We start from the raw sequence: 25,602 nt of genomic DNA, 5'->3' as shown, positions 1-25,602 counted from the left end.
GCCATGATACGCATTCTCGCAACCGTCCTTGCGCTCACGCTGGCGGGAGCCGCCCGGGCCGCGCCGGTCGACAATGCCGACGGCTTCTGGAGTGAATGGAGCGAGGCGACCTTTGCCAGGGCCGCGCGCGAGCAGAAGTTCGTGATCGTGTCGCTGCAGTCCTGGTGGTGCCGCTGGTGCCACGTCATGAACCGCGAGACCTGGGCCAACCCGGAGGTGCGCGGAATCCTGAAAGACAAGTTCATCCCCGTCTATGTCGATCAGGACAGCCGGCCGGATATCTCGCAACGCTACGAGCGCTGGGGCTGGCCTGCCACCATCATTTTCGGTCCCGACGGCGCCGAGCTCGTGAAACTGCGCGGCTTCTATTCGCCGCAGTTCTTCAGCCCGATTCTGACCGCGACGATCGAAGACCCTTCGCCCGTGGTCTATCCCGACGCCGGCGGGGCCGAGCGCGAACGCACGCTGGCGACGGGCCTGACGGAGGCGCAGCGCAATGAAATCCTAGGCTTCATCGACCAGGCCTGGGATGAGAGCAACGCCGGCTGGAGCAAATCCAAATTTGTCGACGGCCCGATGCTGATCTGGGCCTTGCAGCGCGCCCGCCAGGGCGACGCCAGCAACGCGGCGCGGATCAGAAAGGTCCTGACGCTGATGGCGGAAACCATGATCGACAAGGCCACCGGCGCCATGAACCAGGTCAATCTGAAGCCGGACTGGTCGGAGCCGGCGCGGGAGTTTCCGATGTTCGCGCAGGAGGCCGGTCTGGCAGCCTATTCGCGGGCCTGGATCATGTTTGGAGATCCCGCCTACCGGCAAGCCGCCGATCGCATCTATGGCTTCCTCAGGGATACCCTGGCCGCGCCCGGTGGCGGCTTTTATGCATCGCTTGGCATGAGCGAGGGCGAGCCCGGCGTCGACCGGCGGCTGTATGCGCGCGAGACCGCGCAGGCGGTCGCGGGGCTGCTCGCCTATTACGACGCGACCGGGGTCGCGGAAGCGCGCGAGCTGGCAGTCGGCAGCGTGCGCTGGGCCATGGCCAACCGCGCATTGCCCGGCGGCGGCTTCCGCCATGCCGAGCAGGACAAGGCCGGGCCCTACCTCGCCGACAATGTCGAGATGGCGAAAGCGCTACTGGCCCTGCACCGCTCCACCGGCGAGCGCGAATGGCTTGCGCACGCGAGGGCGGCCGCTGACTTCATCGCCAACAGCTTCATCGACCCCGCAACCGGCGGCTTCGTGGTCTCTGCGGCCCCGGACGCCAGCCAATTGACCAAACCGATCAAGCAGCGCGAGGACAATGTGACGGCGGTGCGGATGTTCAACTTGCTATCATCTTACACCGGCGCGAACCGCTATCGCGAGATCGCCGAGGCTGGCATGGGCTATTTGACCTCGCCGCCGATCCTCGACGCCTACGGCTTCCTGCCGGATGTGCTGCTCGCCGAGGACGAGCTGCGCAACGAGCCTGTGCATGTCACCATCGTTGGCGCCAAGGATGATCCGCGTTCGGCGGCGCTCTATCGGGCGGCGCTGGCCTACCCACTTGTCAACAAGCGCGCGGAATGGTGGGACAAGCGCGAAGGAAACCTCGCCAATGCCGACGTCGACTATCCGGGTTTTCCCGACGGACCCGCGGCTTTCGCCTGCACCTCGACGTTCTGCTCCTTCCCCGTCACCGACCCGGCCGAGATCCCGGCGCAGCTCGACAGCCTCAAGCGCGCCCGCAAGCCTTAGGCCATTACGCTGAAAAAACGTCATGACCCGCGCACAAACCGGCTGCGGGCGGGCCAAATTGCCGCCGTATTGCTGGTCGATTTTGAGACGGTCGATGTTCGCTGAGTGGGGACTCAAACAAGAGCGAATACTCGTCGCGGGGTAGTTCCGAGTTCACACCAACCGATCCATCAGGCCTTCGCGGGCAATGATGATTCATGCCCGGGTCTAGGGAGTTAGACATGAAGGAAGCCACCAGAAGGGCGGCCTCGGAGGCGCTTGCGCAGACCATGGCAGTTACGGCCATGATCGTCATCGCCAGCGTCGTGTTCTACTGGCGTTGAATGTTGACGCGGCGAAGCAATTCAGGCCCTTCCTGTTCCGCGTAGGTCTGAATCTGCTTCGCTGCGTCAGCATTCAACGCGGTTCACTTTCGCTTCTCGAAATACGGGACGAGCCTTCCCGCGAACGACCGATAGCCGGCGACGACCTGGTCGCCGATCGCGAGGTCGTTGTCGCCATGGGCCATCATGCGAAAGCCCTCGCGCGTATCGACCAACAAGATGTTGTAGGGAATGTGCGCGCGCGTCTCAGGCGTCGCGGCGCGGCAGACCAGCGACGTCGCGTAAACCGTCCCTGTTCCACTCGCGCTTTTCTCCACCACATCAGGCGCGCCACAGGCGGCGCAGAAGCTGCGGCGGAAATACTGGGCCCTGCCGCAGGCGCCGCAGGATTGATAGAGGATGGCTTCCGCGCCGCTGGTCCAGTCCGCAAGTTTTCCGCTCATCGCACCCGCTCCAGGAACATGCTGACATGCGACGACAGCACGCCGCCGTCGCCATGCAGAAGCGCGAGCGAAGCGTCGCGGACCTGCCGGGGACCGGCACGTCCGGTCATCTGCAAATGCGTCTCGACCAGATGCGCCATCGCGCCGCCGACGCCGCAATGGCCATAGCTGAGGAGCCCGCCATGGGTGTTGAGCGGCATGGCGCCGGCGCGGCCGAAATATCCCGCCCGCACCCGCGCTGCGGCTTCCCCGCGCCCGGCAAGGCCAAGGTCTTCCAGCAGCATCGCCAGCGTAATGGTGAAGCTGTCATAGACCGCGGCATAGCGCACATCGGATATCGCAACGCCGGACGCCGCCTTCGCCCTGGCAATCGCAATCTCGGCGCCAAGTTCGCTCAACGCCGGGGCCGCCGTGACGTGCTGGTGGGTATGTGCCTGCGCGCAGCCACGAACGCGAATGCCCATGGCGCCGGTGCGCTCGCGGCTGACCACGAACGCCGCGCCGCCGTCGGACACCGGGCAGCAGTCCAGAAGCTTCAGCGGCATCGCCACCGGTTTCGAGGCCATCACGTCGGCCACCGTGATCGCCTCCTTGAACTGGGCGCCCGGATGCGTCAACGCGTGCGCGCGCATCAGCACCCGCGAATTCGGCGAGGTCTTGCTGGGTGACGCCGTATTCATGCATGTAGCGGGAAGCGACGAGGCCGTAATAGGCGGGGATGGTCGGCCCCAGCGTCACTTCGTAATCGGGATGGCCGACCTGGGCCAGCGCCTGGATCGAGGCGTCGCGGCTCTGCCCGGTGAGACGGTTCTCGCCGCCGACAACAAGCACATGCCGGGCGACGCCGGCATCGACCAGATGATGCGCCAGCATGGTCATGGCAAGCCCGGTGGCGCCGCCGACCTGGACGGCGTGGGCGTAGGACGGCGTGACGCCGAAATGCTCGGCAAACACGGTGGCCAGCATGATGTGCGGCGAAACCGTCGAGTAGCCGCAGAGAATGCCGTCGATCTCGGACCGCTTCAGCCCGGCATCGGCGATCGCCAGCTCCGCCGCCCGGCTCATGAGATCGAGCGAGGATGATCCCTCGTGCTTGCCGTAGGGCGTCAGTCCGACACCGGTGATGAAGCTCATGGTGATTCCGTCCCGCTCCTCTCCCCGTCATTCCGGGGCGCGTCGAAGACGCGAACCCGGAATCTCGAGATTCTCAGGTGCGCAATTGCGCATCGTAGTTCACCGCTCCGCGGCGCCCCGGAATGACTGCGAACTACAACGTGCGCCCACCTCAATACGACTTCGGCAGCCCCAGCACCTTCTCGGCGATGAAGCTGAGAATGAGCTGCGGGCTGATCGGCGCGATCCGGGGAATCAGGGATTCCCGCAAATAGCGCTCGACATGATATTCCTTGGCGTAGCCGAAGCCGCCATGCGTCATCACCGCCTGCTCGCAGGCATGGAAGCCGGCTTCGGCGGCGAGATATTTGGCGGCATTGGCCGCCGGCCCGCATGGCATGCCCTGGTCGTACTGCCAGCCGGCCGAGAGCACCATCAGCCAGGCGGCTTCCAGCTCCATCCAGTTCTTCGCCAGCGGATGCTGGATGCCCTGGTTCATGCCGATCGGGCGGTTGAACACGATCCGGCTCTTGGCATAGGCCGAGGCCCGCGACAGCGCGACCTGCCCGAGACCGACCGCTTCGGCCGCGATCAGGATACGCTCGGGATTCATGCCGTGCAGGATGTATTCGAAACCGCGGCCCTCCTCGCCAAGGCGATCCTCCACCGGGATTTCGAAGTTCTCGAAAAACAATTCGTTGGAATCGACGGGCTTGCGGCCCATCTTCTCGATTTCGTGGACGGCGACGCGCTTCTTGTCGAAGTCGGTATAGAACAGGCTGAGGCCCTGCGTCGGCTTCTTCACCTCTTCCAACGCCGTGGTGCGCGCCAGCAGCAGGATCTTGTTGGCGACCTGCGCGGTGGAAATCCAGACCTTCTGGCCGTTGACGAGATACTTGTCACCCTTGCGCACCGCGCGGGTTTTCAGTTGCGTGGTGTTGAGCCCGGTATTGGGTTCGGTCACCGCAAAACAGGACTTGTCCCGGCCATCGATGATCGGCGGCAGCATCCGCGTGCACTGTTCCGTGGTGCCGAACACCACCACCGGATTGAGCCCGAACACGTTCATGTGGACGGCGGAGGCGCCGGACATGCCGGCGCCGGATTCGGCGATGGTTCGCATCATGATCGCCGCATCGGTGATGCCCAGCCCCGACCCGCCATATTGCTCGGGGATACAGATGCCGAGCCAGCCGGCATCCGCCAGCGCGCGGTGGAAGTCGGCGGGGTAGCCGCCCTCCCTGTCCTTTTTCAGCCAGTAGGCATCATCGAAGCGCGCGCAGATCTTTTCGATCGCGTCGCGGATCGATTCCTGGTTGGCCGACAGCGCAAAATCCATATGTCCGGTCCTATGTGCTGGCTACGGCCTTGGTGACACCATCGCGCACCAGCGCCGCGATCTCGTCCGGCGAGAAACCTTCCTCGCGCAGGATTTCGGCGCTGTGCTCGCTCAGACGCGGCGCCAGCCGCCTGGTTTCAACCGGCGTTTCCGAGAACCGCGCCGCGGGCCGCATGTTGCGAATCCGGCCCTCGGTCGGATGATCGACCACGGGAAAGAAATCGGTCGCGACGATGTGGGGATCGCCGAGCAGGCCCTCGAGATCATGCATCGGCATGACAGGCACGTCGGCTTTCTCCAGGATATCGGTCCATTCGGCGGTGGTCCGGGTTTCGAGGATACGCGCCAGTTCGGCATAGACCGTGTCGATATTGGCGGCGCGACCGGCGAAGGTCGCAAACTTGGGATTGCCGCGGAGATCGTCGCGCGCGGTGGCGGCGAAAAAGTTCTGCCACTGCTTGTCGTTGTAGACGATGACGCAGATGTAGCCGTCGGCGGTCTTGTAGGGCCGCCGATCGGGCGACAGGTGCCTTGCATAGCCGCCCTTGTCGAGCGGCGGCTCATAGGTCAGGCCGCCCATGTGATCGCCCATGACGAAGCCGGCCATGGTTTCGAACATCGGGATATCGACGCGCTGGCCGCGGCCGGTGCGGGCGCGATCGACCAGGCTGGCGCAGATGGCGCCCACCGCCGTCAGCCCGACGATGCGGTCGACGAGGGCGTTGGGGACATAGCGCGGCACGCCATCGGCAGTCTGCGCCATCAGCGCCGGCAACGCGGTCGCGCCCTGGATCAAATCGTCATAGGCGGGCTTGGCCGCGTAGGGCCCGTCCTGGCCGAAGCCGAACACGCCGGCATAGATCAGGCGCGGGTTGATTTTCGATACGACGTCATAACCGAGGTTCAGCCGCGCCATCGCCTGCGGGCGCACATTGTAGACCAGCACGTCGGCGGACTTGATCAGCCGCAGCACGACGTCGCGCCCGGCGGGATTCTTCAGATCGAGGCAGATCGAGCGCTTGTTGCGGTTGGTGTTGAGGAACACCGGCCCCATGCCGGGATGGCGGGTCGGCCCTATCTGGCGCGTCACGTCGCCGTCGAGCGATTCCACCTTGATGATGTCGGCGCCGTAGTCGCCGAGCGTCTGGGTGGCGTAGGGGCCCATCAGCACGGTCGTCATGTCGATGACCTTGATGCCTTCAAGGGGTCCCATGGCTGCTCCCAGGCAAGCGGGCGTTTCGACCGCGTTGTTGCTTCTGGGGTCTAGTAACGGCAGGTAGTCCGTAAGATCAAGCTCGTCCGGCGTATGGGCGTATGCATGGCGCGATCTTGGGGCAAAGGTGCGATCCGCCCTCGCCCGCCTTATCAACCTTGCGACTGGCTTCGGCTACTTCGCGGGTTCCAGGATCGAGACATAATTCGCCACCGCCGCGCCGCCCATGTTGAAGATGCCCGCAAGCTTCGCGTTCTTGAGCTGCATGCCCTCGGGCGCCTGGCCCACGAGCTGCATCGCGCTCATCACATGCATGGAGACGCCGGTGGCGCCGATCGGATGGCCCTTGGACTTCAGGCCGCCGGAGGGATTGACCGGCAGCTTGCCGTCCTTCTGCGTCCAGCCCTCCTTGATGGCTCGGGCGCCCTGCCCGCGCGGCGTCAGGCCCATCGCCTCATACTCGATCAATTCGGCGACCGTGAAACAATCGTGGGTCTCGACGAACGACAGATCCGACAACTGCACCCCGGCCTGAGCCAACGCGCGTTGCCACGCGACCGTGCAACCTTCGAACTGCAGGATGTCGCGCTTCGACATCGGCAGGAAGTCCTGGGCATGCGCGGTGGCGCGGAAGTTCACCGCCTTGCCCATCGTCCTGGCGGTTTCCGAATCCGTCAGCACCAGGGCCGCCGCGCCATCGGACACCAGCGAGCAGTCGGTGCGCTTCAGCGGGCCGGCGACGAACGGGTTCTTCTCGCTCTCGGAGCGGCAGAACTCGTAGCCAAAGTCCTTGCGCATCTGCGCATAGGGGTTGGCGACGCCGTTCCTGTGGTTCTTGGCCGCGATCATCGCCAGCGCATCCGACTGGTCGCCATATTTCTGGAAGTAGCCTTGCGCGATCTTGCCGAACACGCCGGCGAAGCCGCCGACCGTCTCGCCGTCCTCGGGCAGATACGAAGCCTTCAAGAGGTAGCGGCCGATATCGGCCGAGGGCGTCCGCGTCATCTGCTCGACGCCGACCACCAGCACGATCTTGGCGGCCCCCGCCTCGATCGCCCGGATGCCCTGGTGCACGGCCGCGGAACCGGTGGCGCAGGCGTTCTCGACCCGCGTGGCCGGCTTGAAGCGCAGCTTCGGGTCGGCCTGCAACACGAGGGACGCCGTGAAATCCTGCGGCGAGAAACCGGCGTTGAAATGACCGAGCACGATCTCGTCGACGTCTGCCGCGGAAATGCCGGCATCGGTGAGCGCGTCGGTCGCCACCTTGACCACGAGGCTCTCGACGGTTTCCGCGTCGAACTTGCCGAACGGCGTGTGCGCCCATCCGACGATGCTGGCTGTCATGGTCGTTCTCCCTGTTTCGGTTCGCGGGACTTTGTATCCTATTGGCAAACAGACTTCACGCCGGTTTCAGCGATTTGATCGCCCGCGCGCACATGGCGGTTATGCCGGCCCAGTTACCGGAGCGGATAGCCGCCGCCGGGCAGAGCCAGGAACCGCCGACCGCCACCACGTTAGGATCGGCCAGCCAGGACGCCGCATTGGCCTCGCCGATGCCCCCGGTCGGGCAGACGCGGATATTCGGGAATGGTCCGGCCAACGCCCGCAGCGCCTTGATGCCGCCGGACGGCTCCGCCGGGAAGAATTTGACGAGGTCGAAGCCATGCGCCAGCGCCTGCATCAATTCGGAAGCGGTGGCGATCCCCGGCGCGAACGGCAGATCGCCGGCCGCTGCGGCCTGCAGCAGTTCCGGGGTCGCGCCCGGGCTGATGCCGAATTGGGCGCCGAGCGCCCGGGCACGCGCGAGATCGTCCGCGTTCAGGATCGTGCCGATGCCGACGACGGCCTCCGGCACCTCCGCCATCATGGCCTTGGCGGCCTCGATGGCCACCGGCGTCCGCAGGGTAACTTCCAGCACGCGCACGCCGCCGGCAACCAGCGCCCGCGCCAGCGGCACCGCGTCTTCCAACCGTTCGATGGTCAGCACCGGGATGACCACGGCGGACTTGAAGATGGCGGCGAGCTTCTCCTGCCGTACGGCTGCAGTCATGGCGACGCCTTGCATAGGGTTTCGGGGCCTGAGAACAGGTTCGCCGGCATCGCCGCGCGCGGGATGATGGCGCCGGGATAACAGACCACGACGCCGGCCAGGCGGTGGCCGGCGCGCGCGGCGCGCTCGGGGTCCGCACCCGCCAGCCGCGCCGCGAGATAAGCCGCGGCAAAGCTGTCGCCGGCCGCGGTGGTATCGACGACTGGCGCTTGCACCGGCTCGGCCCTGATCCGGTGCGCGGCGCTCCCAAGGCGCAGGATGCTCGCGGGCTCGGCCAGTTTCAGAACCACCTCCGCGGCCGGGATGCGCGCCAGCAGCGCTTCCTCGCTTTCGCCGGGATAGAGCGGCAACAGATCCTCCGTCGAGGCCAGAACGATATCGGCGGCCTCGAAAGCCTCCCGAAACACCGCCCGCGCAAGCGCTGGATCAGGCCAGCCGCGGGCGCGGAAATTGGTGTCGAACGCAAACCGCGCCCCGGCTTTTCGTGCGCGTCCAAGCGCCGCAAACAGCCGCGCTTGTCCCTCCCCGCCATAGAGCGAGAGCGTGATCGCCGAGAGATAGACGACGCGATAATCCGCCAGCGACTCCAGAATGGCCGCGGTCTCCGGCAAGTCCATCAGGCGGCGGGCGGCGGCGCTGTCGCGCCAGTGGAAGAAGCGCCGCTCACCGCGGCCGTCGGTCTGGATCATGTAGAGGCCCGGCAGCTTGCCCGGCAGGCGCAACACCCGCGTCGTCCCAACCCCTTCCGCCGCCCAGCCGGCGATCATCTCGGCGCTGAGGGCGTCGTCGCCAAGTGCGGTGAGGTAATCGACCCCGGCGCCGAGACGGGCGAGATAGACGGCGGTGTTGAGCGTATCGCCGCCGTAGCCGCGCGAGAACAGGCCGCCTTCCGCCTGCTTCAGCTCGATCATGCACTCGCCGATGCAGGCTACAGGAGTCATGGCCGCGTCCGCACGAAGTAGCGTGAAAGTCGCCTCAGCTTGCGAACTTGCCGCCGAGTTCATCCTCGATGTGAATCCGGATGATGTCGTCGAAGGTCTGCTCGGCGGTCGTGAAGCCGAGCTTGAGCGCGCGGTCGGTGACGAAATCCCGTGGCCAGCCGCTGACGATGCCGATGATGGTGGGATCGGGAAGCCGCCTGATGCGCACGGTGACGTTCTTGCCGGCGACGCGATCGAGGGCCGCGATCTGTTCGCCGACGGTCACGGACATTCCGGGCATGCTCAGATTGCGCCGCGGCCCGATCGAATTGAGGTCCATGGTGCCGGCGTGGATCAGGAAACCTACCGCCGATTTCGGCGAGGCGTGCCAGTGCCGCACGTCCTCGGACACCGGCAGCACCGCTTCTTCGCCCGCGAGCGGCTCGCGGATGATGTTGGAGAAGAAGCCGGAAGCCGCCTTGTTCGGCTTGCCTGGGCGCACACAGATCGTCGGCAGGCGGATGCTGATCCCGTCGAGCATGCCCTTGCGGGTGTAGTCGTTGATCAGGAGCTCGCAGATCATCTTCTGCGTGCCGTAGCTCGTCAGCGGCGTATGGAAGAATTCGTCACCGATCTTTTCCGGGAACGGCGCGCCGAACACCGCAATCGATGACGTGAACACCAGCCGCGGCTTGTAGCCGCCGCCGGCATTGCGGATGGCGTCGATGAGAAATCGCGTGCCGTCGAGATTGATCCGGTAGCCCTTGTCGAACTCGGCCTCGGCCTCGCCGGAAACGATCGCGGCGAGATGGAAGATCACTTCGGGCCGATGCGCAATCAGCGGCGCGGCAGCGCCAGCATCCGCGATATCGGAAGCCACCACCTGGATCGGGATCGACGCCTTGGCGGGTTTGGCGGGAGCCACCACGTCCTGCAGCGTCAGGCGGGTGATCTCGTGCTTGCCGAGGCGGCCGTCGCGCAGCAGTCGTTCGGTCAGCTTGCGGCCGACCATGCCGGCGGCGCCGAGAATCAGAATGTGCAAGACCCAACTCCTCCTTTTCCTTGCTCTCCGCCGGTCGTCCGGGCACCGCCTGCGGCGATCAAATGGCCGCCTCGGTCGCTGCGTCGAAGAACCGAAGTCCCCTCGGGTTGATGCCGAGGCGAATCTTCTGCTGCGGCTTCACCTTGACGGTCGGCTCGACGCTGGCGACCATCGCGCCGCCGCCGGCTTTCAGGTCGAGAATGATCTCGGAGCCGAGCTGCTCGGCGACCTCCACCACCGCATCGAACGAGAGTTCTTCCGGGTCGGCGCCGGTGGCCATGTGCAGGTCTTCGGGCCGGATGCCGAGCGTCGCGGGCTTGCCCTTGTGCGGCCCCATGCGCGCCGCGATCTGCTCGGGCACGCGAATCTTCATGGTCGGGTTGGTGGCGTAGACCGCGTTCCCGACCTGCTCGATCACCGTCTCGGCGAAATTCATCGCCGGAGATCCGATGAACCCGGCGACGTATTTGTTGGCCGGGTTGTTGTAGAGTTCGAGCGGCTCGCCCACCTGTTGGATCAGGCCATCTTTCATCACGACGACCCTGTCGCCCAGCGTCATCGCCTCGACCTGGTCGTGGGTCACATAGATCGAGGTCGTGGCAAGGCGTTGGTGCAACTTCTTGAGCTCCACGCGCATCTGGACCCGCAGCTTGGCGTCAAGATTGGACAGCGGCTCGTCGAACAGGAAGACTTTCGGATTGCGCACGATGGCGCGACCGAGCGCGACGCGCTGGCGTTGCCCACCCGACAGCATGCGGGGCTTGCGGCTGAGATGCTCCTTGATATCGAGGATATCGGCGGCGTTGTTGACCCGTTTGGCGATCTCCGCCTTGTCAAATTTCCTCATCTTCAGGCCGAAGGCCATGTTGTCGTAGATCGTCATGTGCGGATAGAGCGCGTAGTTCTGGAACACCATGGCGATGTCACGATCCATGGGCGGCAACTCGTTGACGATCTTGTTGCCGATCATGATGTCGCCCTCGGTGATCGTCTCGAGCCCCGCGACCATGCGCAAGGTGGTGGTCTTGCCGCAGCCCGACGGGCCGACGAGCACGACGAACTCCTTGTCCTTGATCTCGAGCGAGATACCCTTCACCGCATGAAAATCGGCGTAGTGCTTGTGTACATGACGGATCGTTACATTTGACATTGCCGCTCTCTGTCCCCAGTCGTCCCGTTTTGTTGTGCCTTGGTGGATTGCCCCGCTGGCATGGCACTTAATGCGCTAACCCTTGACGCTCCCGGTCACGCCGGAAACGTATTGTTCGACGAAGAACGAGTAGGCAATGGCGACCGGAATCGAGCCGAACAACGCCCCGGCCATCAGCGGTCCCCAGAAGAACACGTCGCCGCGCACGAGTTCCGAGATCACGCCGACGGGTACGGTCTTCTGCTCCGGGCTCGACAGGAACACGAGGGCGTAGATGAACTCGTTCCAGCTGAGCGTAAACGCGAAGATCATGGCGGACAGGATGCCTGGCACCGCTACGGGGATGATGATGTACAGCATCGCCTGCCAGCGTGTGGCGCCGTCGATACGCGCGCACTCCTCCAGCTCCTTCGGAACGGACTTGAAGTAGCCCATCATCAGCCAGGTGCAGAACGGGATCAGGAAAGTCGGGTAGCTCAGGATCAGCGACCAGGGCGTGTCGCCGAGGCTGTAGGCGCGGATGATCTCGGACAGCGGAATGAACAGCAGCGTCTGCGGCACCAGATAGGTGACGAAGATGGTGGTACCGAGCAGCGCCGCGCCCCTGAAGTTCAGCCGAGACAGCGCGTAGCCGGCGAGCACGCCGCAGAACAGCGAGATGGCGGTGGCAACAACCGCAATGAAGGTGGTGTTCCACATCCAGATCGCGAAAGTGGTTTCGCCGAACAGGTACTTCAGATGCGCCGTGGTCGGATTCCAGGTCCAGAACGGTTTGTAGTTGGCCCGGTACCAGGGAATGTAGAGCTCACCATCGGGCCGGAATGTCGTGATGATCATCCAGTAGAAAGGGAACAGCAGGAAGATCAGGAAGATCGCCATCGGCAGGCGAAAGAACACCCACCGGCGCCAGATTGCACCTTCGATCATAAGTGGGACTCCGGGGCCCTGGATGACAGCGGTGGAGCGGCGAAGCGATTGCTCATCACCGTGTCTCCACCCTGCGAATGTACATCAACTGGAAGATTACAATGGCAAACAGCAGCGGGAACATGGCGAGCGAGACGGCGGCGCCCTGACTGAGCAGGCCGGTGCCGATGCCGAGCTGGTAGGCATAGGTCGCGAACAGGTGAGTGGCATTGGCCGGGCCGCCGCCAGTCATGACATAGACGATCTGGAAGTCGGAGAAGGTCTGGATCACCGAGAACAGCACAACGACCATGGTCACAGGCATCAGCAGCGGCCAGGTAATGTACCAGAACCGCTGCAACGGCTTGGCGCCGTCGATGGCGGCGGCCTCACCAAGGTCAGGGCTGATGGTCTGCAGGCCCGCCATCAGCGAAATGGCGAAGAACGGCACGCCTCGCCAGATGTTGACGATCATGATCGACAGCATCGCCATATCGCCGTCGCCGAGCCAGTTGACGCCGGCGCCAGCCGCGACGATGCCCAACTTGAACAGCATCCAGTTGATCACCGAGAAGGTCGGATCGAACATCCACTTCCAGGCGAAGCAGGCGAGCACGGTCGGCACGATGAAGGGGAGCAGAATGAAGGCGCGCGTGAAGGCCTTGAACTTGAAATCGCGATTGAGCAGCAAAGCGAGCCAGAGACCCAGGATGAGTTTGAACACCGTGGTGACAAACGTGTAGAGGAACGTGTTGTAAACGACGGCGTGGAAAATTGGGTCTTTCAGCAGGCGCGCGAAGTTCTCGAAACCGACGAAATCGCCGATCACGCCGACCTTCGAATTGGTAACCGCGAGCAAGATCCCGCGCACAAAAGGGTAGGCGATGAACATCAGCAGCAGCGCGACTGTCGGCAGCAACAGCAGCAGCGCGAGGTTGCCTTCGTTCTCCAACGGTCGCCATTTCGGCTTGCCGACAATGATACCGCCGTCGGAAACGGATACTACGGTGGCCATTACATCAATCCAGGTGCGGTCGCATAAAGCAAAGCCCCTTGTCGCCAATCAACGGGCGCAAAGAAAGGCGCACAGAAAAACGGCAATGCGAAGATGTCCCTGTCGCCACGGGGGCGACAGGGACAGGCTCGCATCAGGCGCCGTAGATCGATTTCAGCTGGCTCTCGCACGCCTTGACGGCGTCCTCTGCCGACTGGCCCTTGATGGCCGACGCAAACATGTTGCCGATCAGGTATTTCGACAGCACTTCGGCAGCCTTGGCATTCGACGGACCGGGATATCCGGCGGCCAGGCCTGTCTTTCCGATCGTCGCGAACGGCGACATCACGGGATTCTGGGTCCAGACCTTGTGCTTTTCCCAACCGGAGGTGGGCGGCGTGTAGAAGCCCTGGCCGGTCTCGAACCACTGCTCGTAATTCGCCTTGGTCTGCATGAACCGGAGCAGATCCTTGGCCGCCTTCTGGTTCTTCGAATAGGTCGGGATGACGTGCGACTGGACGAGGTGAAGACCGAACACACCTTTCGGGCCTGCCGGCAGGAATGCGTGCTGGATGTCGTCCTTGAGCGGCTTGCCGTCGGCCGTCTTGTACTGGTCCGGCTTGCGCGAGGCCTCAATGTAGATCGAGGCGCCATTCAGCGTCGAGCAGACGGTCCCGGCCAGGAAGGCGCGGTTGTTGGACGAGTCGTCCCAGGCAAGACCACCTTCGTCCATCGAGTCCTTCCAGAAGCCGGTCATGTACTTGACGGCCTCGATGGTCTCTTTCGAATTGATGGCGACCTTGCCCTTGTCATCGACCTCGGCCCCGCCCATCGACCACAGGAACGGATACGCGAACCCGACCGGATCGCCGAACGACTGGCCGAGCGACTGGCCGATCGGGAAGCCCTTGGCCTTCAATTTCTTGCCCGCGTCACGATAGGCGTCCCAGGTCTTGGGGAATTCGGTCAGCCCGATGTCCTTGAACATCGACACCCGCCAGGCGTTCAAACCGCCGACATAGTTCATCGGCACGCCGAAGAATTTGCCGCCCGCCGAAGCGTTGGCCAATGCGGCCTTGTACCACTCGCCCTGGTCCTTTGAGACTTCCGCCGCGATGTCGGAGACATCGACGAGGCTCGCCTGGTAGAGTTGAGGGTGATTGTTGTTCAGCATGATCACGTCGGGGCCGGCGCCAGCCTGAATGCCCGAGGTGATGCGCGCCTGCAGGTCGTTGGCGTTGACGGTCTCGAACTTGACCTTGATGCCGAGCGCCTTTTCAGCCTCGGGGAACAGCTTGGTCCTGAGCAGGGCATCGCAGGCCGGAACGAAATCGTTCCAGCGCAGAATATGCACTTCCGTCGGACCCTGCGCGATCGCCGGCATCTTGACCGACGCCAGCACGGCGGCCACGCCGCCCGTGGTCTTCAGAAATTTACGTCGATTGATCTTGGTCATGATGGTCTTGGTCATAGACTCCCTCCCTGGGAATTAGTGGGTAAGCGCTTCGAAATCTGCATCGTGGGCTCTTGAGGCCCATTGACCGAACAAGGATCGAACTGCCGGCAACGCCATTGGCAACATCAATGTATACATCGCCAGCCGGAAGCTCCATTCAGATTTTACAGTTGAGGATTGAAATGCGGTTTCCATTTACGCATCGGCAGGCACATCATCACCTTGCGCGGCATCATTCGCTAAACCCTACTTCGGAACGGCACCGCCTTGATTGTTGGCGTTTTGGCGGTTTATAGCAATCCGATGGTAGCGCTGTCAATAATGGTTCAATCGGCAAGCGTGATGTGATATCAGCGCGCGATGGTTCGCAAACAGACCAGATCAGGCAAAGTCCGGCTTACCGAAGTCGCCAAGCTTGCCGGCGTCAGTCCGATCACGGCATCACGTTTTTTCCGTAACCCTGACGCGCTGTCGCTGAGCAAGCGCGAGCGGGTCGAAAGCGCGGTCAAGGAGCTGGGCTACGTGCCCAATCTGGCGGCCCGCGCGCTGGCATCGCACCGCACCGAGGTCATCGGCGTCGTTATCCCCTCCCTGACCAACAGCGTGTTCGCGGACGTGCTGCGCGGCGTCTACGATTCTTCCGAAGGCAGCCGCTACAGCATCCAGCTGGCCAACACGCGCTACAGCATCCTGCAGGAGGAAAGACTGCTTCGGCTGTTTCGCGCCCAAAAGCCGGCCGGGCTGATCGTGACCGGCATCAACCAGACCGCAGAGTCGCGCGCCATCCTGGAATCCATGAACTGCCCGGTGACGCAGATCATGGAGATCGGCGACAGCCCGGTCGACATGATGGTCGGCTTTTCGCACTACGACGCTGCGTTTGCGGCCATTTCGCATATCCTCGAGCAAGGGTACCGGCGCACGGGTTTTCTCGGCGCGCGGATGGACCCCCGCGTGCAGCGGCGGTTCGACGGCTATCGCGACGCCATGAAAGCGGCCTTCCTGTTTGACCCCAATCTTGTCGTCACCACCTCCATGCCAACCGCGGTGACGCTCGGCGGGGCGCTGTTTGCCGATCTCCTTGCTAAAGCGCCCGACATCGACGCTGTGTTCTGCGTCAACGACGACCTGGCCCTTGGTGTCCTGTTCGAATGCCAGCGCCGCCAGATATCGGTCCCGCGCGACCTCGCCATCGTCGGCTTCAACGACCTGGAATTCATGGCTGCCGCCGTCCCCTCGCTCACCAGCGTGCGCACCAATCGGTATGAGATGGGCCGGCATGCTGTCACCATGGTGATCGATGCGATCGAGGGCCGCCGCCCGGAGCAACCGGTGCTCGATCTCGGCTTCCAGCTGATGGTGCGCGAGAGCTCGACGCCGCACGGGGCATAACCACTCGCTTCCACGGTGACGCGACCCGCGTCAAAAAATGGTAGCGCTATCTTCCGGGGCGACTTAGGATCGGGCCGGCTGTTTGAGCATGGTGCGATCGCTGCCGTGATTTCAGCCGCCGGTAGTTTGCAGTGCGGGAGGATCCAATGAAAAAAAACGACAACAAGGTTGCCAGCAATGGCAAGGGTCGGAGACTTCGTTCCCTCGAATGGTTCAACAATCCACACAACCCCGGAATGACCGCGCTCTATCTTGAGCGTTACCTCAACTACGGATTGACCCGCGAAGAATTGCAGTCCGGCAAGCCCATCATCGGCATCGCGCAGACCGGCAACGACCTGTCGCCGTGCAACCGGCATCACCTGGAACTGGCGCACCGGGTGCGCGAAGGCATCCGCGCCGCCGGCGGCATCGCGATGGAATTTCCGATGCATCCGATCCAGGAAACCGGAAAGCGCCCGACCGCAGCGCTCGACCGCAATCTCGCCTATCTCGGTCTGGTCGAAATCCTGTTCGGCTACCCGCTCGATGGCGTGGTTCTGACCACCGGCTGCGACAAGACCACACCAGCCTGCCTGATGGCAGCGGCGACAGTCAATTTGCCTGCCATCGTGCTCTCCGGCGGCCCGATGCTGAACGGCTGGCATCAGGGCCAGCGCACCGGTTCAGGCACGGTGGTCTGGAAGTCCAGGGAAAGGCTGGTCGCGGGCGAGATCGACTACGAAGAGTTCATGAACATCGTGGCCTCCTCTGCCCCCTCGGTCGGCCACTGCAACACCATGGGCACCGCCTCCACCATGAATTCGCTTGCGGAAGCGCTCGGCATGTCGCTGCCCGGCTGCGCGGCGATCCCCGCGCCCTATCGCGAGCGCGGCCAGATCGCCTACGAAACCGGAAAGCGGATCGTCGAGATGGTCTGGGAGGATCTGAAGCCCTCCGACATCCTGACCCGCAAGGCATTCGAGAACTGCATCGTGGTCAATTCGGCGATCGGCGGCTCCACCAATGCGCCGATCCACATCAACGCGCTGGCGCGGCATATCGGCGTCGAGCTTTCGATCGACGACTGGCAGAAGCACGGCCACGACGTTCCACTGCTCGTCAACATGCAACCCGCCGGCTTCTATCTCGGCGAGGAGTATCATCGCGCCGGCGGCGTTCCGGCGGTTGTGCGCGAGCTGATGGCGCACAAGCGCATCCATGCCGACGTCATGACCGTCAACGGCCGCACCATGGGCGAGAACTGCCGCGAGGCGGCGAAGCCCGACGGCGACGTGATCTGGACCTACGACAAGCCGCTGGTGAAAGACGCCGGCTTCCTGGTGCTGCGCGGCAATCTGTTTGATTCCGCGATCATGAAAACCAGCGTGATCTCGAAGGAATTCCGCGACCGCTACTTGATCAATCCCAGGGATCCGAACGCGTTCGAGGGGCGCGCCATCGTGTTCGAAGGACCCGAGGATTATCACGACCGGCTCGACGACCCTTCGCTTGGCATCGACGAGCATTGTATTCTGTTCATCCGTGGCGTCGGGCCGATCGGCTATCCCGGCGGCGCCGAAGTCGTGAACATGCAACCGCCGGCGGCGCTGATCAAACGCGGTATCCTGTCGCTGCCCTGCATCGGCGACGGCCGACAATCTGGCACGTCAGGTTCGCCGTCGATCCTCAACGCTTCGCCGGAAGCCGCCGCTGACGGCGGACTTGCGATCCTCAAGACCGGCGACAAGGTTCGCATCGACCTCAACAAGGGAACCGCGAACATCCTGATCCCGGATGCGGAATTGCGCCAACGCCACGACGAGCTGAAGGCGAAAGGTGGCTTCCCCTACCCGGCCAACCAGACGCCCTGGCAGGAGCTGTATCGCTCCACGGTCGGCCAGCAGTCCACCGGCGCCTGCATGGAACTCGCCACGCGCTACCAGGACATTGCCGGTCGGGTCGGGGTAGCGCGCGACAATCATTGAGCCACGGTCATTCCGGGGCGCGACGCAGTCGCCAACCCGGAATCCATACTCCCGATCGTGGCGATGGATTCCGGGTTCGTGCTTCGCACGCTCCGGAATGACGAAAGAAACGAGGAGAGAAAACATGTCAGACCGCCTGAAGGGCAAGCGCGCTTTCGTCACTGCGGCCGCAGTTGGGATAGGCCGAGCCTGTGCGGTGGCGTTCGCACGCGAAGGCGCGCACGTGTTCGCCACCGACATCGACGAAACCAGGCTCGCCGCTCTCAAGGGCGAAGGGATCGCGGAAGTGGCAAGGCTCGACGCCCGTGACAGCGCTGCCGTCGCCGCCATGGCCAAGCGTGCCGGCAAGACCGACATCCTGCTCAACGCCGCCGGCTTCGTACACCACGGCTCGGTGCTTGATTGCTCGGACGAGGACTGGGATTTTTCGTTCGACCTCAACGTCAAGTCGATGCACCGCACGATCCGTTCGTTCCTGCCGGGCATGCTGGAAGGCGGCGGCGGTTCGATCGTGAACATTTCTTCCGCCGCCGGCGTGTTCAAGGCCGCGCCCAACCGCTACGTCTATGGCGCCACCAAGGCCGCGGTCGCCGCACTGACGCGGGCGGTCGCGATCGACTTCATCACCAAAGGCGTGCGCTGCAACTGCATCTGCCCCGGCACCATCGAGACCCCTTCGATGCTCGATCGCGCCGCCGCCGCCGGCCCCAACGGGCGCGAAATGTTCATCGCCCGGCAGCCGATGGGCCGGCTCGGCACGGCCGAGGAGATCGCTGCGCTTGCCGTCTACCTCGCCAGCGACGAAAGCACGTTCACCACGGGTGTCGCCCACATCATTGACGGCGGCTGGACGCTTTAGCTTGGGAGAAATGCCATGAACAAGATCGACCTGAACGGCCGTTGCGCCGTCGTCACCGGCGGGGCTCAGGGGTTCGGCCGCGCGATCACCGAGCGCTTCGTCGCCTCGGGCGCGAAGGTCGCGATCTGGGACCACGACCTGCCATTTGCGGAACGGACCGCCAAGGAAATCGGCGCTGGTGTCTCGGCCTTCAATGTCGACGTCTCCGACCTCGCCGCGGTCGAGAAGACCCGCGACGAAACGCTGAAGGCGTTCGGCAAGATCGACATCCTGGTCAACAACGCCGGCATCGCCGGCGTCAACAAGACGGTGTGGGAGACCGACCTCGATGAATGGCGCAAAGTGCTGCGCATCAATCTCGACGGTCCCTTCATCTGCTGCAAGGCGGTGGTGCCGGCGATGCTGAAGCAGAAATACGGCCGCATCGTCAACATCGCCTCGATCGCCGGCAAGGAAGGCAACCCCAACGCCGCGCATTATTCGGCCTCGAAGGCCGGACTGATCGCGCTGACCAAGTCGCTCGGCAAGGAACTTGCGCAACACGACATTCTCGTCAACGCGGTGACACCTGCGGCAGCACGGACCGCGATCTTCGACCAGATGACGCAGACCCATATCGACTTCATGCTGTCGAAGATTCCGAAGGGTCGCTTTGTGCTGGTGGAAGAACTCGCGGCGATGGTCGCTTGGCTGGCGTCGGAGGATTGCGCGTTCTCGACGGGCGCGGTGTTCGACATTTCCGGCGGTCGGGCGACCTATTGAGATGGGCGAAATCCGGGAAGGCGGATGCCTCTGCGGCGCGGTCCGCTTCAGGGCCGAGGGCGAACCAGCCAATGTTCGTATCTGCCATTGCCGTATTTGCCAGAAGGCCATGGGCTCGCCGTTCTTTGCCCGCGCGCTGTTCGACCAGCGGGCGCTTGCGGTGGAGGGCGAGACCGCGCGCTACCCATCCTCGCCGGCGCTGGACCGGGAGTTCTGCAAGAATTGCGGAACGCGGCTGTTTTCCCGGCGGACCAACGGGACCATGGTCGGCGTCGCGCTGGCCGTCTTCGACGACCGCAATGCCTTTGCGCCGACCGAGCACATCTGGGTGTCGGAAAAGATGGCGTGGGTTCGGCTCGACGACGGCTTGCCCCAATATCGGGAGTCGATTCCGTAACCCGGATGGAGCGCCAGCGAAATCTGGGCTAAGGTGCCGCTTGAACCGGAGCGGACCGCTTGAACATCACGCTATACGGCATCTCGGTCTGGATTCTCCCGCTCCTCATCGCCATCACCTTCCACGAGGCCGCCCACGCCTTTGTGGCCTACCGGCTCGGCGACAGCACCGCCTGGCAGCTCGGCCGCGTCAGTTTCAACCCCTTCAAGCACATCGATCCGTTTGGCACCGTGCTTCTGCCGGGCCTGTTGCTGCTGGCGGGTTCCCCGTTCCTGTTCGGCTACGCCAAGCCGGTTCCGGTCAACTTCCGGAACCTGCGCCATCCCCGGCTCGACATGGTTTGGGTGGCGTTGGCCGGACCCGCCACCAATATCATCCTGGCGGTGGTCACCGCCCTCGCATTCCATGCCCTGCCGCTGGTGCCGGCAGAGGCCGCCAAATGGACCGCGGACAATCTCAAGAACGCGTTCCACATCAATATCGTGCTGGCGATCTTCAACATGCTGCCGATCCCGCCCTTGGACGGTGGCCGGGTAGCGGTCGGGCTGCTGCCGCGGGTGCTGGCCTACCCGCTGTCGCGGCTGGAGCCCTGGGGTATGCTGATCTTGATTGCGCTCCTGATCCTGCTCCCGGTCGTCGGCGCGCAACTTGGCCTGAATCTCGATGTTATCTCGACGATACTGCGGACACTGACCGGCTATGTGATCGACGCGCTTCTCTTCATCACCGGCAATGCTTAGTCTCACGTAAAGAGGGATAGGACAGAAAGGAATCGGCTACGGGCCATGGTGATCAAAGCCGCCGATATGTTGATCGCACGACGCGCCGATACCCGCGCGAGGGCGGATTTTGCGACCTGGAAGATGCTGGCCAAGCTCAACGGCGCCTCCGCCCTGCCCGCCGAGGCGCAGGACTTTCTCGCCAGCTACAAGCAAATGCTCGCGAACATGACGGATGCGGACGCTTCCGAGGCGACCATTCAGCTGATGTACAAGCGCTATTATGCGGAGATGGGCGGCACCGGCGCGCCACCCGAAATTCATTCACGCTCGGGCGAGACGAGCCCTGATAACGGTAACGTCACCGCCTTCCGCCGACCGCCGGCCCATCCCAAGCCGGCGACATCAGGACCGCCGGCCAAACCACGGCTGCCGGTGGCGATGATCTTCATCTGCCTTACCGTGGTCTATGTCAGCATCCGCTATTTCTGGCGCTGACGCCGCCCCTTCGTCCACCCAACCATCTTCCGGCGAATTCACCGCGAGGCGGAATATCGTGGATGATATTGATTTTCCGGCATGACTAGGCGGTCGACGCCCCGCCGGGCATAATGCGAATGTCAATTTTGCCGATATCCAAGAATCGAACGACCAAAAGCATCCCGGGAGGAAACATGAAGCGATCCATTGCAGCCTTGATCATGACGACAAGCCTGGTGCTTGCCACCGGCGCCTTTGCGCAATCGCTTGAGAAGGTCGTCAAGGTCGGGAGTTTGGGCGACCAATCCGGCCTCTACGCCGATATCGGTGGTCCCGGTTCGGTCGTCGCCGCGCAAATGGCGATCGAGGATTCCGGACTTCTCGCCAAGGGCTGGAAGATCGACCTGATCTCCGCCGATCACCAGAACAAACCCGACATCGGCAGCAACATCGGCAAGCAGTGGATCGACGTCGACAAGGTCGACGTGTTCGTCGATCTCGCCAGTTCCGGCGTGGGCCTCGCCATTTCCAACCTCGCCAGAGAGAAGAATGTCGTCAACCTGAACTCGGGCTCGGCGACCTCAGACCTCACGGGCTCGCAGTGCTCGCCAAACACCGTTCATTGGGTCTACGACACCTGGATGCTCGCCAACGGCACCGGCAAGGCGCTGGTGAAGTCCGGCGGCGACAGCTGGTTCTTTCTCACCGCGGACTACGCGTTCGGTCACGCGCTCGAGCGCGACACCGCAGCCGTCGTGACCGCCAATAACGGCAAGGTGCTCGGCGGCGTCAGGCACCCGCTCAACAATTCCGACTTCTCGTCCTTCCTGCTGCAGGCGCAGAGCTCGAAGGCCAAGATCATCGGGCTCGCCAACGCCGGCGGCGACACCACCAACGCGATCAAGCAGGCGGCTGAGTTCGGCATCGTCGCCGGCGGGCAGAAGCTCGCGGGCATGCTGCTGTTCATCACCGACGTCCATTCGCTCGGGCTGAAGGTCGCGCAGGGGCTGAACTTCACCGAGACGTTCTACTGGGACATGAACGACCAGACCCGCGCCTTCACCAAGCGTTTCAACGAGAAGCACAAGAAGAGTCCGCCGACCATGATCCAGGCCGGTATCTATTCCTCGCTGATCCACTACTTCAAGGCGCTGGAAGCGCTCGGCGGCAATCCCCGCGACGGCCGCGCCGTGGTCGCCAAGATGAAGGAAATGCCGACCGACGATCCGTTGTTCGGCAAGGGCTCGATCCGCGCCGACGGCCGCAAGATCCACCCAGCCTATCTTTTCGAGGTGAAGAAGCCCGCGGATTCAAAGTATCCGTGGGATTATTACAACCTCGTCGCCACCATCCCCGCGGCGGAAGCCTTCATCCCGCTCGACAAGAGCGCATGCCCGATGCTGAAGAAGAGCTGATCGAAGCCGGTCAGCTCCTGCCCTTGACGCGGAAGATCACCGGCAGGGTGAAGCTCAACCCTTCATCGGCGATCAAGGGCGGCGGCGCCGGCACCGGGTCGGCGCGATGCACCATCGCCAGCGCCGCCGCGTCAAACGCGGCGTCGCCGGATCCCTTTTCGACGCTGGTCGAGAGCACGCGGCCCATCCGGTCGAGGGTGAAGCGAACGTGGATCTCGGCGGATTTGTGCGCGCGTTCCGCCGGGTAGCGCTTGTGCTTGTCCAGATGGGCAACCAGTTCCTTCTGCCAGGTCGCGCGCAGGCGGCCCGCGGGATCTCCTGCGCCGACCGCCGGTGCCGTCGAGCGCTGCCGCTGCGGAAAGGCGTCCGAACTCGGCGTTGCGGTCGCCTCGGCGGCCACCGACGCGATGGAAGCGGTCGTCTGCACCGCTGCGGGCTTTGGATCATCTTCCCTTGGCTTTTTCGACTCGTCCGGCGTCACGGTCCGGTCGGCTTGATCCGTTTCGGTGGGCTTGTCCTGCGGCAGCTCGGTTTCCTTGACCTCCGCCTTCTGCTCGGCAAGCTGGGGCGACGCCATCGAGGCATCGCTCTCGGGGCCCGGCGGCAGCTCGGCGGTTTCGCGCCGCACCGAGGCCAGCTCGATCCCGATTTCGATCGCCGGCGCACCGAGCGCATCTTCGGATTCGACGCTTCGCAAATGCGCGATCGCCAGCGCCGCGCCGCCGACATGCAACGCAAGCGCGGTCAGCGCGGCGAACACCCACAGCCGCCGCGACGGCCTGATTTCGTCAATCCCGGTCACGGCTTTACCGCCGACGCATCCGGCACGCCCTCGAGCGCGACCAGCTTGATCCTGGAATAGCCGCCGGCGCGCAGAATCTCGAGAACCGCCATCAGTTCGCCATAGGGCACGGCGCGATCGGCGCGCAGGAAGATGTGGCGATCCCTGCCGCCGTCAGCCATCGCGTCGAGTGAGCGCACCAGATCGACCCGCTTGACCAGGTCTTCCCCGATCGCGACCGCCAGGTCCGGTTTGATGCTGACATAGGTCGGCTTGTCCGGCTTCTTCTGCGGGGTCGCCGTCGATGTCGGCAGATCGATCGGCAGGTCGACGGTGGACAATGGCGCCGCCACCATGAAGATGATCAGGAGCACCAGCATGACGTCGATGAACGGCGTGACGTTGATCTCGTGCGATTCCGCGAAATCGCCGTCGTCATCAAGGCCAGTGTCTGTGATCGACGCGCCCATCGCCTACTCCGCCGCCATGCGTGAATGGGTATCACCGACATGGGTTCGGTCGAGGTCACGCGACAGCAGCCGTCCGGCGGCGCCGGAGGCGCGGCCGACCAGTTCCAGGTAGCCCCTGGTGACGCGCGTGAAGTGATTGTAGATGATCACGGCGGGAATGGCCGCGACCAGGCCGATGGCGGTGGCGAGCAGCGCCTCGGCGATGCCGGGCGCCACCACCGCCAGATTCGTGGTCTGCGATTTCGAAATGCCGATAAAGCTGTTCATGATGCCCCAGACGGTGCCGAACAGCCCGACAAAGGGCGACGTCGCGCCGATCGTCGCCAGCAGGCCCATCCCGAGCCGGATTCGGCGCGCTTCGGCGCGCACGATCTCGGCAAAGCTCGAAGCGGCGCGCTCCTTGATCCCGGCGTCGCTGGAAATTCCCGCCGAAAGCCGCGCCTCGCGCTTCGCCGCCGCCAGCAAGGACGACAGCACATCGCCCCCGGCCCCCAGCGCGCGTTGCGCGTCCGACAGCGACCTCGCGTCGGCGATCGCCGCCAGCCCGGCGCGCAGCCGCCGCCGAACCACCGACAATTCGATCATCTTGGCAATGAAGACGGTCCAGGTCAGGAGCGAAGCAAAGGCGAGACCGATCATCACCGCCTTGACCACCACGTCGGCCGACATGAACATCGACCACGGCGACAATTCGCGGAGTTCGCCGGTGGCGGCCCTTGGCGATCTTGCCTCGCGCTCGGCCGGCGCGGCGGGCGCATTGGTCGCCTCAGCCGGCGTGGGGGCAGCGCGCTCGACGGCGGCCGCTGGCGGCGCCGCGTTTTGCTGCGCCGGCGACGGCGAAACCGGCGACAGGATCGCCAGCGCCGAGATCATCGCAAAGGTCGCGCGGCGAAGTGAACGGTTCATGGATCGGCCCGGTGACGAACGAGGTTAAGGTCAATGCAGGTCAATTTGACCGTTTGGGGGCCTGTCGCCCTATCCGCGCCGCCAAGGTCGCGACTCGACGCGTCGAGATCGATCAGACCGGGTCGCGCGGGACAACCGGTATCATGCCCCGCAGCCGGAAAAAAGCCGCCATCCGCGTCCTTCGCGCCGGCGGTTTCAGATGTCAGACGGTGCGCGCCAGGGCCGAAACGCCCCTTCCTTCCGTGCTTGCCAAGGCCCGGACCGAGCGAGTAGAACGGCGCACCGGTGACAGCGGAGCAAGATCCCGCTGCAGCGGATTGCCCGGACAATTCGATAACATGTTGATGTCGCGGAGCAATTCTTGGGGAATGGTGTAACGGTAGCACAACAGACTCTGACTCTGTTTGTCTAGGTTCGAATCCTAGTTCCCCAGCCAAACACCCCACCGCTGCAGCAACTCTTATGAAACGGGCGTTTCTTGCAAGGGTCAAGGAGGCCTTTCACCCCCGTCTTTCACCCCTCTCCGTCCTGTCTGAATAGGCTTGTCTGCAAACCCTCAATCCGGATGCAGCCACTCTGTCACGAAGCTTATAGCGACGTGTGTGAAGTCCCTCAGGCCAGTTGTTCAGGACCGCCCATTGCAGCCCTCGAACTTGCACAACCATCGAACAAGCAGCTCGGCCTCACTCCCGCTTACCGAGGCACCTCGATCCAGCTCTCGAAATATCTTCGCGACCGGACCCTCCAAGGCATCGCCAAATGCTTCTG

The 25,602-nt window shown here is 63.8% G+C and carries 23 protein-coding genes, 1 tRNA gene and 1 pseudogene; 10 read left to right on the top strand and 15 right to left on the bottom strand.

Features of this window, described 5'->3' with window-relative positions; genetic code table 11:
• Positions 1-3: 3 nt before the first annotated feature.
• Entirely contained in the window at positions 4-1,737 is a 1,734-nt protein-coding gene (locus Q0D31_RS18125) for a DUF255 domain-containing protein (protein ID WP_291854016.1), read from the top strand.
• Between the two features lie 406 nt (positions 1,738-2,143).
• Here Q0D31_RS18125 and Q0D31_RS18120 read toward each other — a convergent pair whose 3' ends face one another.
• From Q0D31_RS18120 to Q0D31_RS18065, 12 genes and pseudogenes are all read right to left on the bottom strand, one after another.
• Positions 2,144-2,503 (bottom strand): OB-fold domain-containing protein, encoded by a 360-nt coding sequence (locus Q0D31_RS18120; RefSeq protein ID WP_291854014.1) that lies wholly within the window; start codon positions 2,501-2,503, stop codon positions 2,144-2,146.
• Positions 2,500-3,637: pseudogene (locus Q0D31_RS18115) on the bottom strand (thiolase family protein). The gene Q0D31_RS18120 and the pseudogene Q0D31_RS18115 overlap by 4 nt, the downstream one beginning before the upstream one ends.
• A gap of 151 nt (positions 3,638-3,788) precedes the next feature.
• Complete coding sequence (locus Q0D31_RS18110) at positions 3,789-4,955, bottom strand: acyl-CoA dehydrogenase family protein (RefSeq protein WP_291854012.1); 1,167 nt, start codon at positions 4,953-4,955, stop codon at positions 3,789-3,791.
• 10 nt (positions 4,956-4,965) lie between these two features.
• Entirely contained in the window at positions 4,966-6,168 is a 1,203-nt protein-coding gene (locus Q0D31_RS18105; protein ID WP_291854010.1) for a CoA transferase, read from the bottom strand.
• Between the two features lie 174 nt (positions 6,169-6,342).
• Complete coding sequence (locus tag Q0D31_RS18100; protein ID WP_291854008.1) at positions 6,343-7,512, bottom strand: acetyl-CoA acetyltransferase; 1,170 nt, start codon at positions 7,510-7,512, stop codon at positions 6,343-6,345.
• Between the two features lie 55 nt (positions 7,513-7,567).
• Positions 7,568-8,218, bottom strand: a complete 651-nt coding sequence (gene eda / locus Q0D31_RS18095) for a bifunctional 4-hydroxy-2-oxoglutarate aldolase/2-dehydro-3-deoxy-phosphogluconate aldolase (RefSeq protein ID WP_291854006.1) — start codon at positions 8,216-8,218, stop codon at positions 7,568-7,570.
• A complete protein-coding gene (locus Q0D31_RS18090) occupies positions 8,215-9,159 on the bottom strand; it encodes a sugar kinase (RefSeq protein WP_291854004.1) in 945 nt (314 codons plus the stop codon). The genes eda and Q0D31_RS18090 overlap by 4 nt, the downstream gene beginning before the upstream one ends.
• A 34-nt stretch (positions 9,160-9,193) precedes the next feature.
• Positions 9,194-10,180 (bottom strand): D-erythronate dehydrogenase, encoded by a 987-nt coding sequence (denD, locus tag Q0D31_RS18085; RefSeq protein WP_291854002.1) that lies wholly within the window; start codon positions 10,178-10,180, stop codon positions 9,194-9,196.
• A gap of 58 nt (positions 10,181-10,238) precedes the next feature.
• Positions 10,239-11,330, bottom strand: coding sequence for a sn-glycerol-3-phosphate ABC transporter ATP-binding protein UgpC (gene ugpC, locus Q0D31_RS18080; protein WP_291853999.1), 1,092 nt, complete (start codon positions 11,328-11,330; stop codon positions 10,239-10,241).
• Positions 11,331-11,405: 75 nt separating this feature from the next.
• Positions 11,406-12,257 (bottom strand): carbohydrate ABC transporter permease, encoded by an 852-nt coding sequence (locus tag Q0D31_RS18075; protein WP_291853997.1) that lies wholly within the window; start codon positions 12,255-12,257, stop codon positions 11,406-11,408.
• A gap of 55 nt (positions 12,258-12,312) precedes the next feature.
• The gene (locus Q0D31_RS18070) at positions 12,313-13,251 is read right to left on the bottom strand and encodes a sugar ABC transporter permease (RefSeq protein ID WP_291853995.1); all 939 of its coding nucleotides are present in this window, start codon (positions 13,249-13,251) and stop codon (positions 12,313-12,315) included.
• Positions 13,252-13,384: 133 nt separating this feature from the next.
• A complete protein-coding gene (locus Q0D31_RS18065) occupies positions 13,385-14,701 on the bottom strand; it encodes an extracellular solute-binding protein (RefSeq protein ID WP_291853993.1) in 1,317 nt (438 codons plus the stop codon).
• A 345-nt stretch (positions 14,702-15,046) separates the two neighbouring features.
• Between Q0D31_RS18065 and Q0D31_RS18060 the strand changes: the two genes are divergently transcribed.
• The 8 genes from Q0D31_RS18060 to Q0D31_RS18025 all read left to right on the top strand — a co-directional run bounded on the left by Q0D31_RS18060 (position 15,047) and on the right by Q0D31_RS18025 (position 22,677).
• Entirely contained in the window at positions 15,047-16,078 is a 1,032-nt protein-coding gene (locus Q0D31_RS18060) for a LacI family DNA-binding transcriptional regulator (RefSeq protein WP_291853991.1), read from the top strand.
• A gap of 146 nt (positions 16,079-16,224) precedes the next feature.
• Positions 16,225-18,045 carry an IlvD/Edd family dehydratase gene (locus Q0D31_RS18055; RefSeq protein ID WP_291853989.1) on the top strand — a complete coding sequence of 607 codons (1,821 nt, stop codon included), beginning with the start codon at positions 16,225-16,227 and terminating at the stop codon, positions 18,043-18,045.
• Positions 18,046-18,169: 124 nt separating this feature from the next.
• Positions 18,170-18,904, top strand: coding sequence for an SDR family oxidoreductase (locus Q0D31_RS18050; RefSeq protein WP_291853987.1), 735 nt, complete (start codon positions 18,170-18,172; stop codon positions 18,902-18,904).
• A gap of 15 nt (positions 18,905-18,919) precedes the next feature.
• The gene (locus Q0D31_RS18045; RefSeq protein ID WP_291853985.1) at positions 18,920-19,666 is read left to right on the top strand and encodes an SDR family NAD(P)-dependent oxidoreductase; all 747 of its coding nucleotides are present in this window, start codon (positions 18,920-18,922) and stop codon (positions 19,664-19,666) included.
• A 1-nt stretch (position 19,667) separates the two neighbouring features.
• Entirely contained in the window at positions 19,668-20,063 is a 396-nt protein-coding gene (locus tag Q0D31_RS18040) for a GFA family protein (RefSeq protein ID WP_291853983.1), read from the top strand.
• A 59-nt stretch (positions 20,064-20,122) separates the two neighbouring features.
• Positions 20,123-20,803 (top strand): site-2 protease family protein, encoded by a 681-nt coding sequence (locus tag Q0D31_RS18035; RefSeq protein WP_291853981.1) that lies wholly within the window; start codon positions 20,123-20,125, stop codon positions 20,801-20,803.
• Positions 20,804-20,848: 45 nt separating this feature from the next.
• On the top strand, positions 20,849-21,280 hold the full coding sequence (locus Q0D31_RS18030; protein WP_291853979.1) for a hypothetical protein: 432 nt from the start codon (positions 20,849-20,851) through the stop codon (positions 21,278-21,280).
• Positions 21,281-21,456: 176 nt separating this feature from the next.
• Entirely contained in the window at positions 21,457-22,677 is a 1,221-nt protein-coding gene (locus tag Q0D31_RS18025; protein ID WP_291853977.1) for an ABC transporter substrate-binding protein, read from the top strand.
• A gap of 10 nt (positions 22,678-22,687) precedes the next feature.
• Here Q0D31_RS18025 and Q0D31_RS18020 read toward each other — a convergent pair whose 3' ends face one another.
• From Q0D31_RS18020 to exbB, 3 genes are read right to left on the bottom strand one after another with little or no spacing between them, the layout of a single operon-like run.
• Positions 22,688-23,479: a TonB family protein gene (locus Q0D31_RS18020; protein WP_291853975.1), complete on the bottom strand. Its 792-nt coding sequence runs from the start codon at positions 23,477-23,479 to the stop codon at positions 22,688-22,690.
• Positions 23,476-23,928 carry a TonB system transport protein ExbD gene (exbD, locus tag Q0D31_RS18015; protein ID WP_291853973.1) on the bottom strand — a complete coding sequence of 151 codons (453 nt, stop codon included), beginning with the start codon at positions 23,926-23,928 and terminating at the stop codon, positions 23,476-23,478. The genes Q0D31_RS18020 and exbD overlap by 4 nt, the downstream gene beginning before the upstream one ends.
• 3 nt (positions 23,929-23,931) lie before the next feature.
• Positions 23,932-24,834, bottom strand: a complete 903-nt coding sequence (gene exbB, locus Q0D31_RS18010; protein ID WP_291853971.1) for a tonB-system energizer ExbB — start codon at positions 24,832-24,834, stop codon at positions 23,932-23,934.
• A gap of 362 nt (positions 24,835-25,196) precedes the next feature.
• Here exbB and Q0D31_RS18005 point away from each other — a divergent pair.
• Positions 25,197-25,270, top strand: a tRNA-Gln gene (locus Q0D31_RS18005).
• Positions 25,271-25,602 lie beyond the last annotated feature (332 nt).

Origin of the sequence: Bradyrhizobium sp. (genome assembly GCF_022844465.1) — a bacterium.
Lineage (GTDB): Bacteria > Pseudomonadota > Alphaproteobacteria > Rhizobiales > Xanthobacteraceae > Bradyrhizobium.
Note: the sequence above shows the minus strand (reverse complement) of the source record. Positions and strands in the feature narration are given on the sequence as shown.

Excerpts from the sequence above, each read along its gene's own strand:
- Q0D31_RS18125 (WP_291854016.1), top strand. The coding sequence starts at position 4 with ATGATACGCATTCTCGCAACCGTCCTTGCGCTCACGCTGGCGGGAGCC.
- Q0D31_RS18120 (WP_291854014.1), bottom strand. The coding sequence starts at position 2,503 with ATGAGCGGAAAACTTGCGGACTGGACCAGCGGCGCGGAAGCCATCCTC.
- Q0D31_RS18110 (WP_291854012.1), bottom strand. The coding sequence starts at position 4,955 with ATGGATTTTGCGCTGTCGGCCAACCAGGAATCGATCCGCGACGCGATC.
- Q0D31_RS18105 (WP_291854010.1), bottom strand. The coding sequence starts at position 6,168 with ATGGGACCCCTTGAAGGCATCAAGGTCATCGACATGACGACCGTGCTG.
- Q0D31_RS18100 (WP_291854008.1), bottom strand. The coding sequence starts at position 7,512 with ATGACAGCCAGCATCGTCGGATGGGCGCACACGCCGTTCGGCAAGTTC.
- eda (WP_291854006.1), bottom strand. The coding sequence starts at position 8,218 with ATGACTGCAGCCGTACGGCAGGAGAAGCTCGCCGCCATCTTCAAGTCC.
- Q0D31_RS18090 (WP_291854004.1), bottom strand. The coding sequence starts at position 9,159 with ATGACTCCTGTAGCCTGCATCGGCGAGTGCATGATCGAGCTGAAGCAG.
- ugpC (WP_291853999.1), bottom strand. The coding sequence starts at position 11,330 with ATGTCAAATGTAACGATCCGTCATGTACACAAGCACTACGCCGATTTT.
- Q0D31_RS18075 (WP_291853997.1), bottom strand. The coding sequence starts at position 12,257 with ATGATCGAAGGTGCAATCTGGCGCCGGTGGGTGTTCTTTCGCCTGCCG.
- Q0D31_RS18070 (WP_291853995.1), bottom strand. The coding sequence starts at position 13,251 with ATGGCCACCGTAGTATCCGTTTCCGACGGCGGTATCATTGTCGGCAAG.
- Q0D31_RS18065 (WP_291853993.1), bottom strand. The coding sequence starts at position 14,701 with ATGACCAAGACCATCATGACCAAGATCAATCGACGTAAATTTCTGAAG.
- Q0D31_RS18060 (WP_291853991.1), top strand. The coding sequence starts at position 15,047 with ATGGTTCGCAAACAGACCAGATCAGGCAAAGTCCGGCTTACCGAAGTC.
- Q0D31_RS18055 (WP_291853989.1), top strand. The coding sequence starts at position 16,225 with ATGAAAAAAAACGACAACAAGGTTGCCAGCAATGGCAAGGGTCGGAGA.
- Q0D31_RS18050 (WP_291853987.1), top strand. The coding sequence starts at position 18,170 with ATGTCAGACCGCCTGAAGGGCAAGCGCGCTTTCGTCACTGCGGCCGCA.
- Q0D31_RS18045 (WP_291853985.1), top strand. The coding sequence starts at position 18,920 with ATGAACAAGATCGACCTGAACGGCCGTTGCGCCGTCGTCACCGGCGGG.
- Q0D31_RS18040 (WP_291853983.1), top strand. The coding sequence starts at position 19,668 with ATGGGCGAAATCCGGGAAGGCGGATGCCTCTGCGGCGCGGTCCGCTTC.
- Q0D31_RS18030 (WP_291853979.1), top strand. The coding sequence starts at position 20,849 with ATGGTGATCAAAGCCGCCGATATGTTGATCGCACGACGCGCCGATACC.
- Q0D31_RS18025 (WP_291853977.1), top strand. The coding sequence starts at position 21,457 with ATGAAGCGATCCATTGCAGCCTTGATCATGACGACAAGCCTGGTGCTT.
- exbD (WP_291853973.1), bottom strand. The coding sequence starts at position 23,928 with ATGGGCGCGTCGATCACAGACACTGGCCTTGATGACGACGGCGATTTC.
- exbB (WP_291853971.1), bottom strand. The coding sequence starts at position 24,834 with ATGAACCGTTCACTTCGCCGCGCGACCTTTGCGATGATCTCGGCGCTG.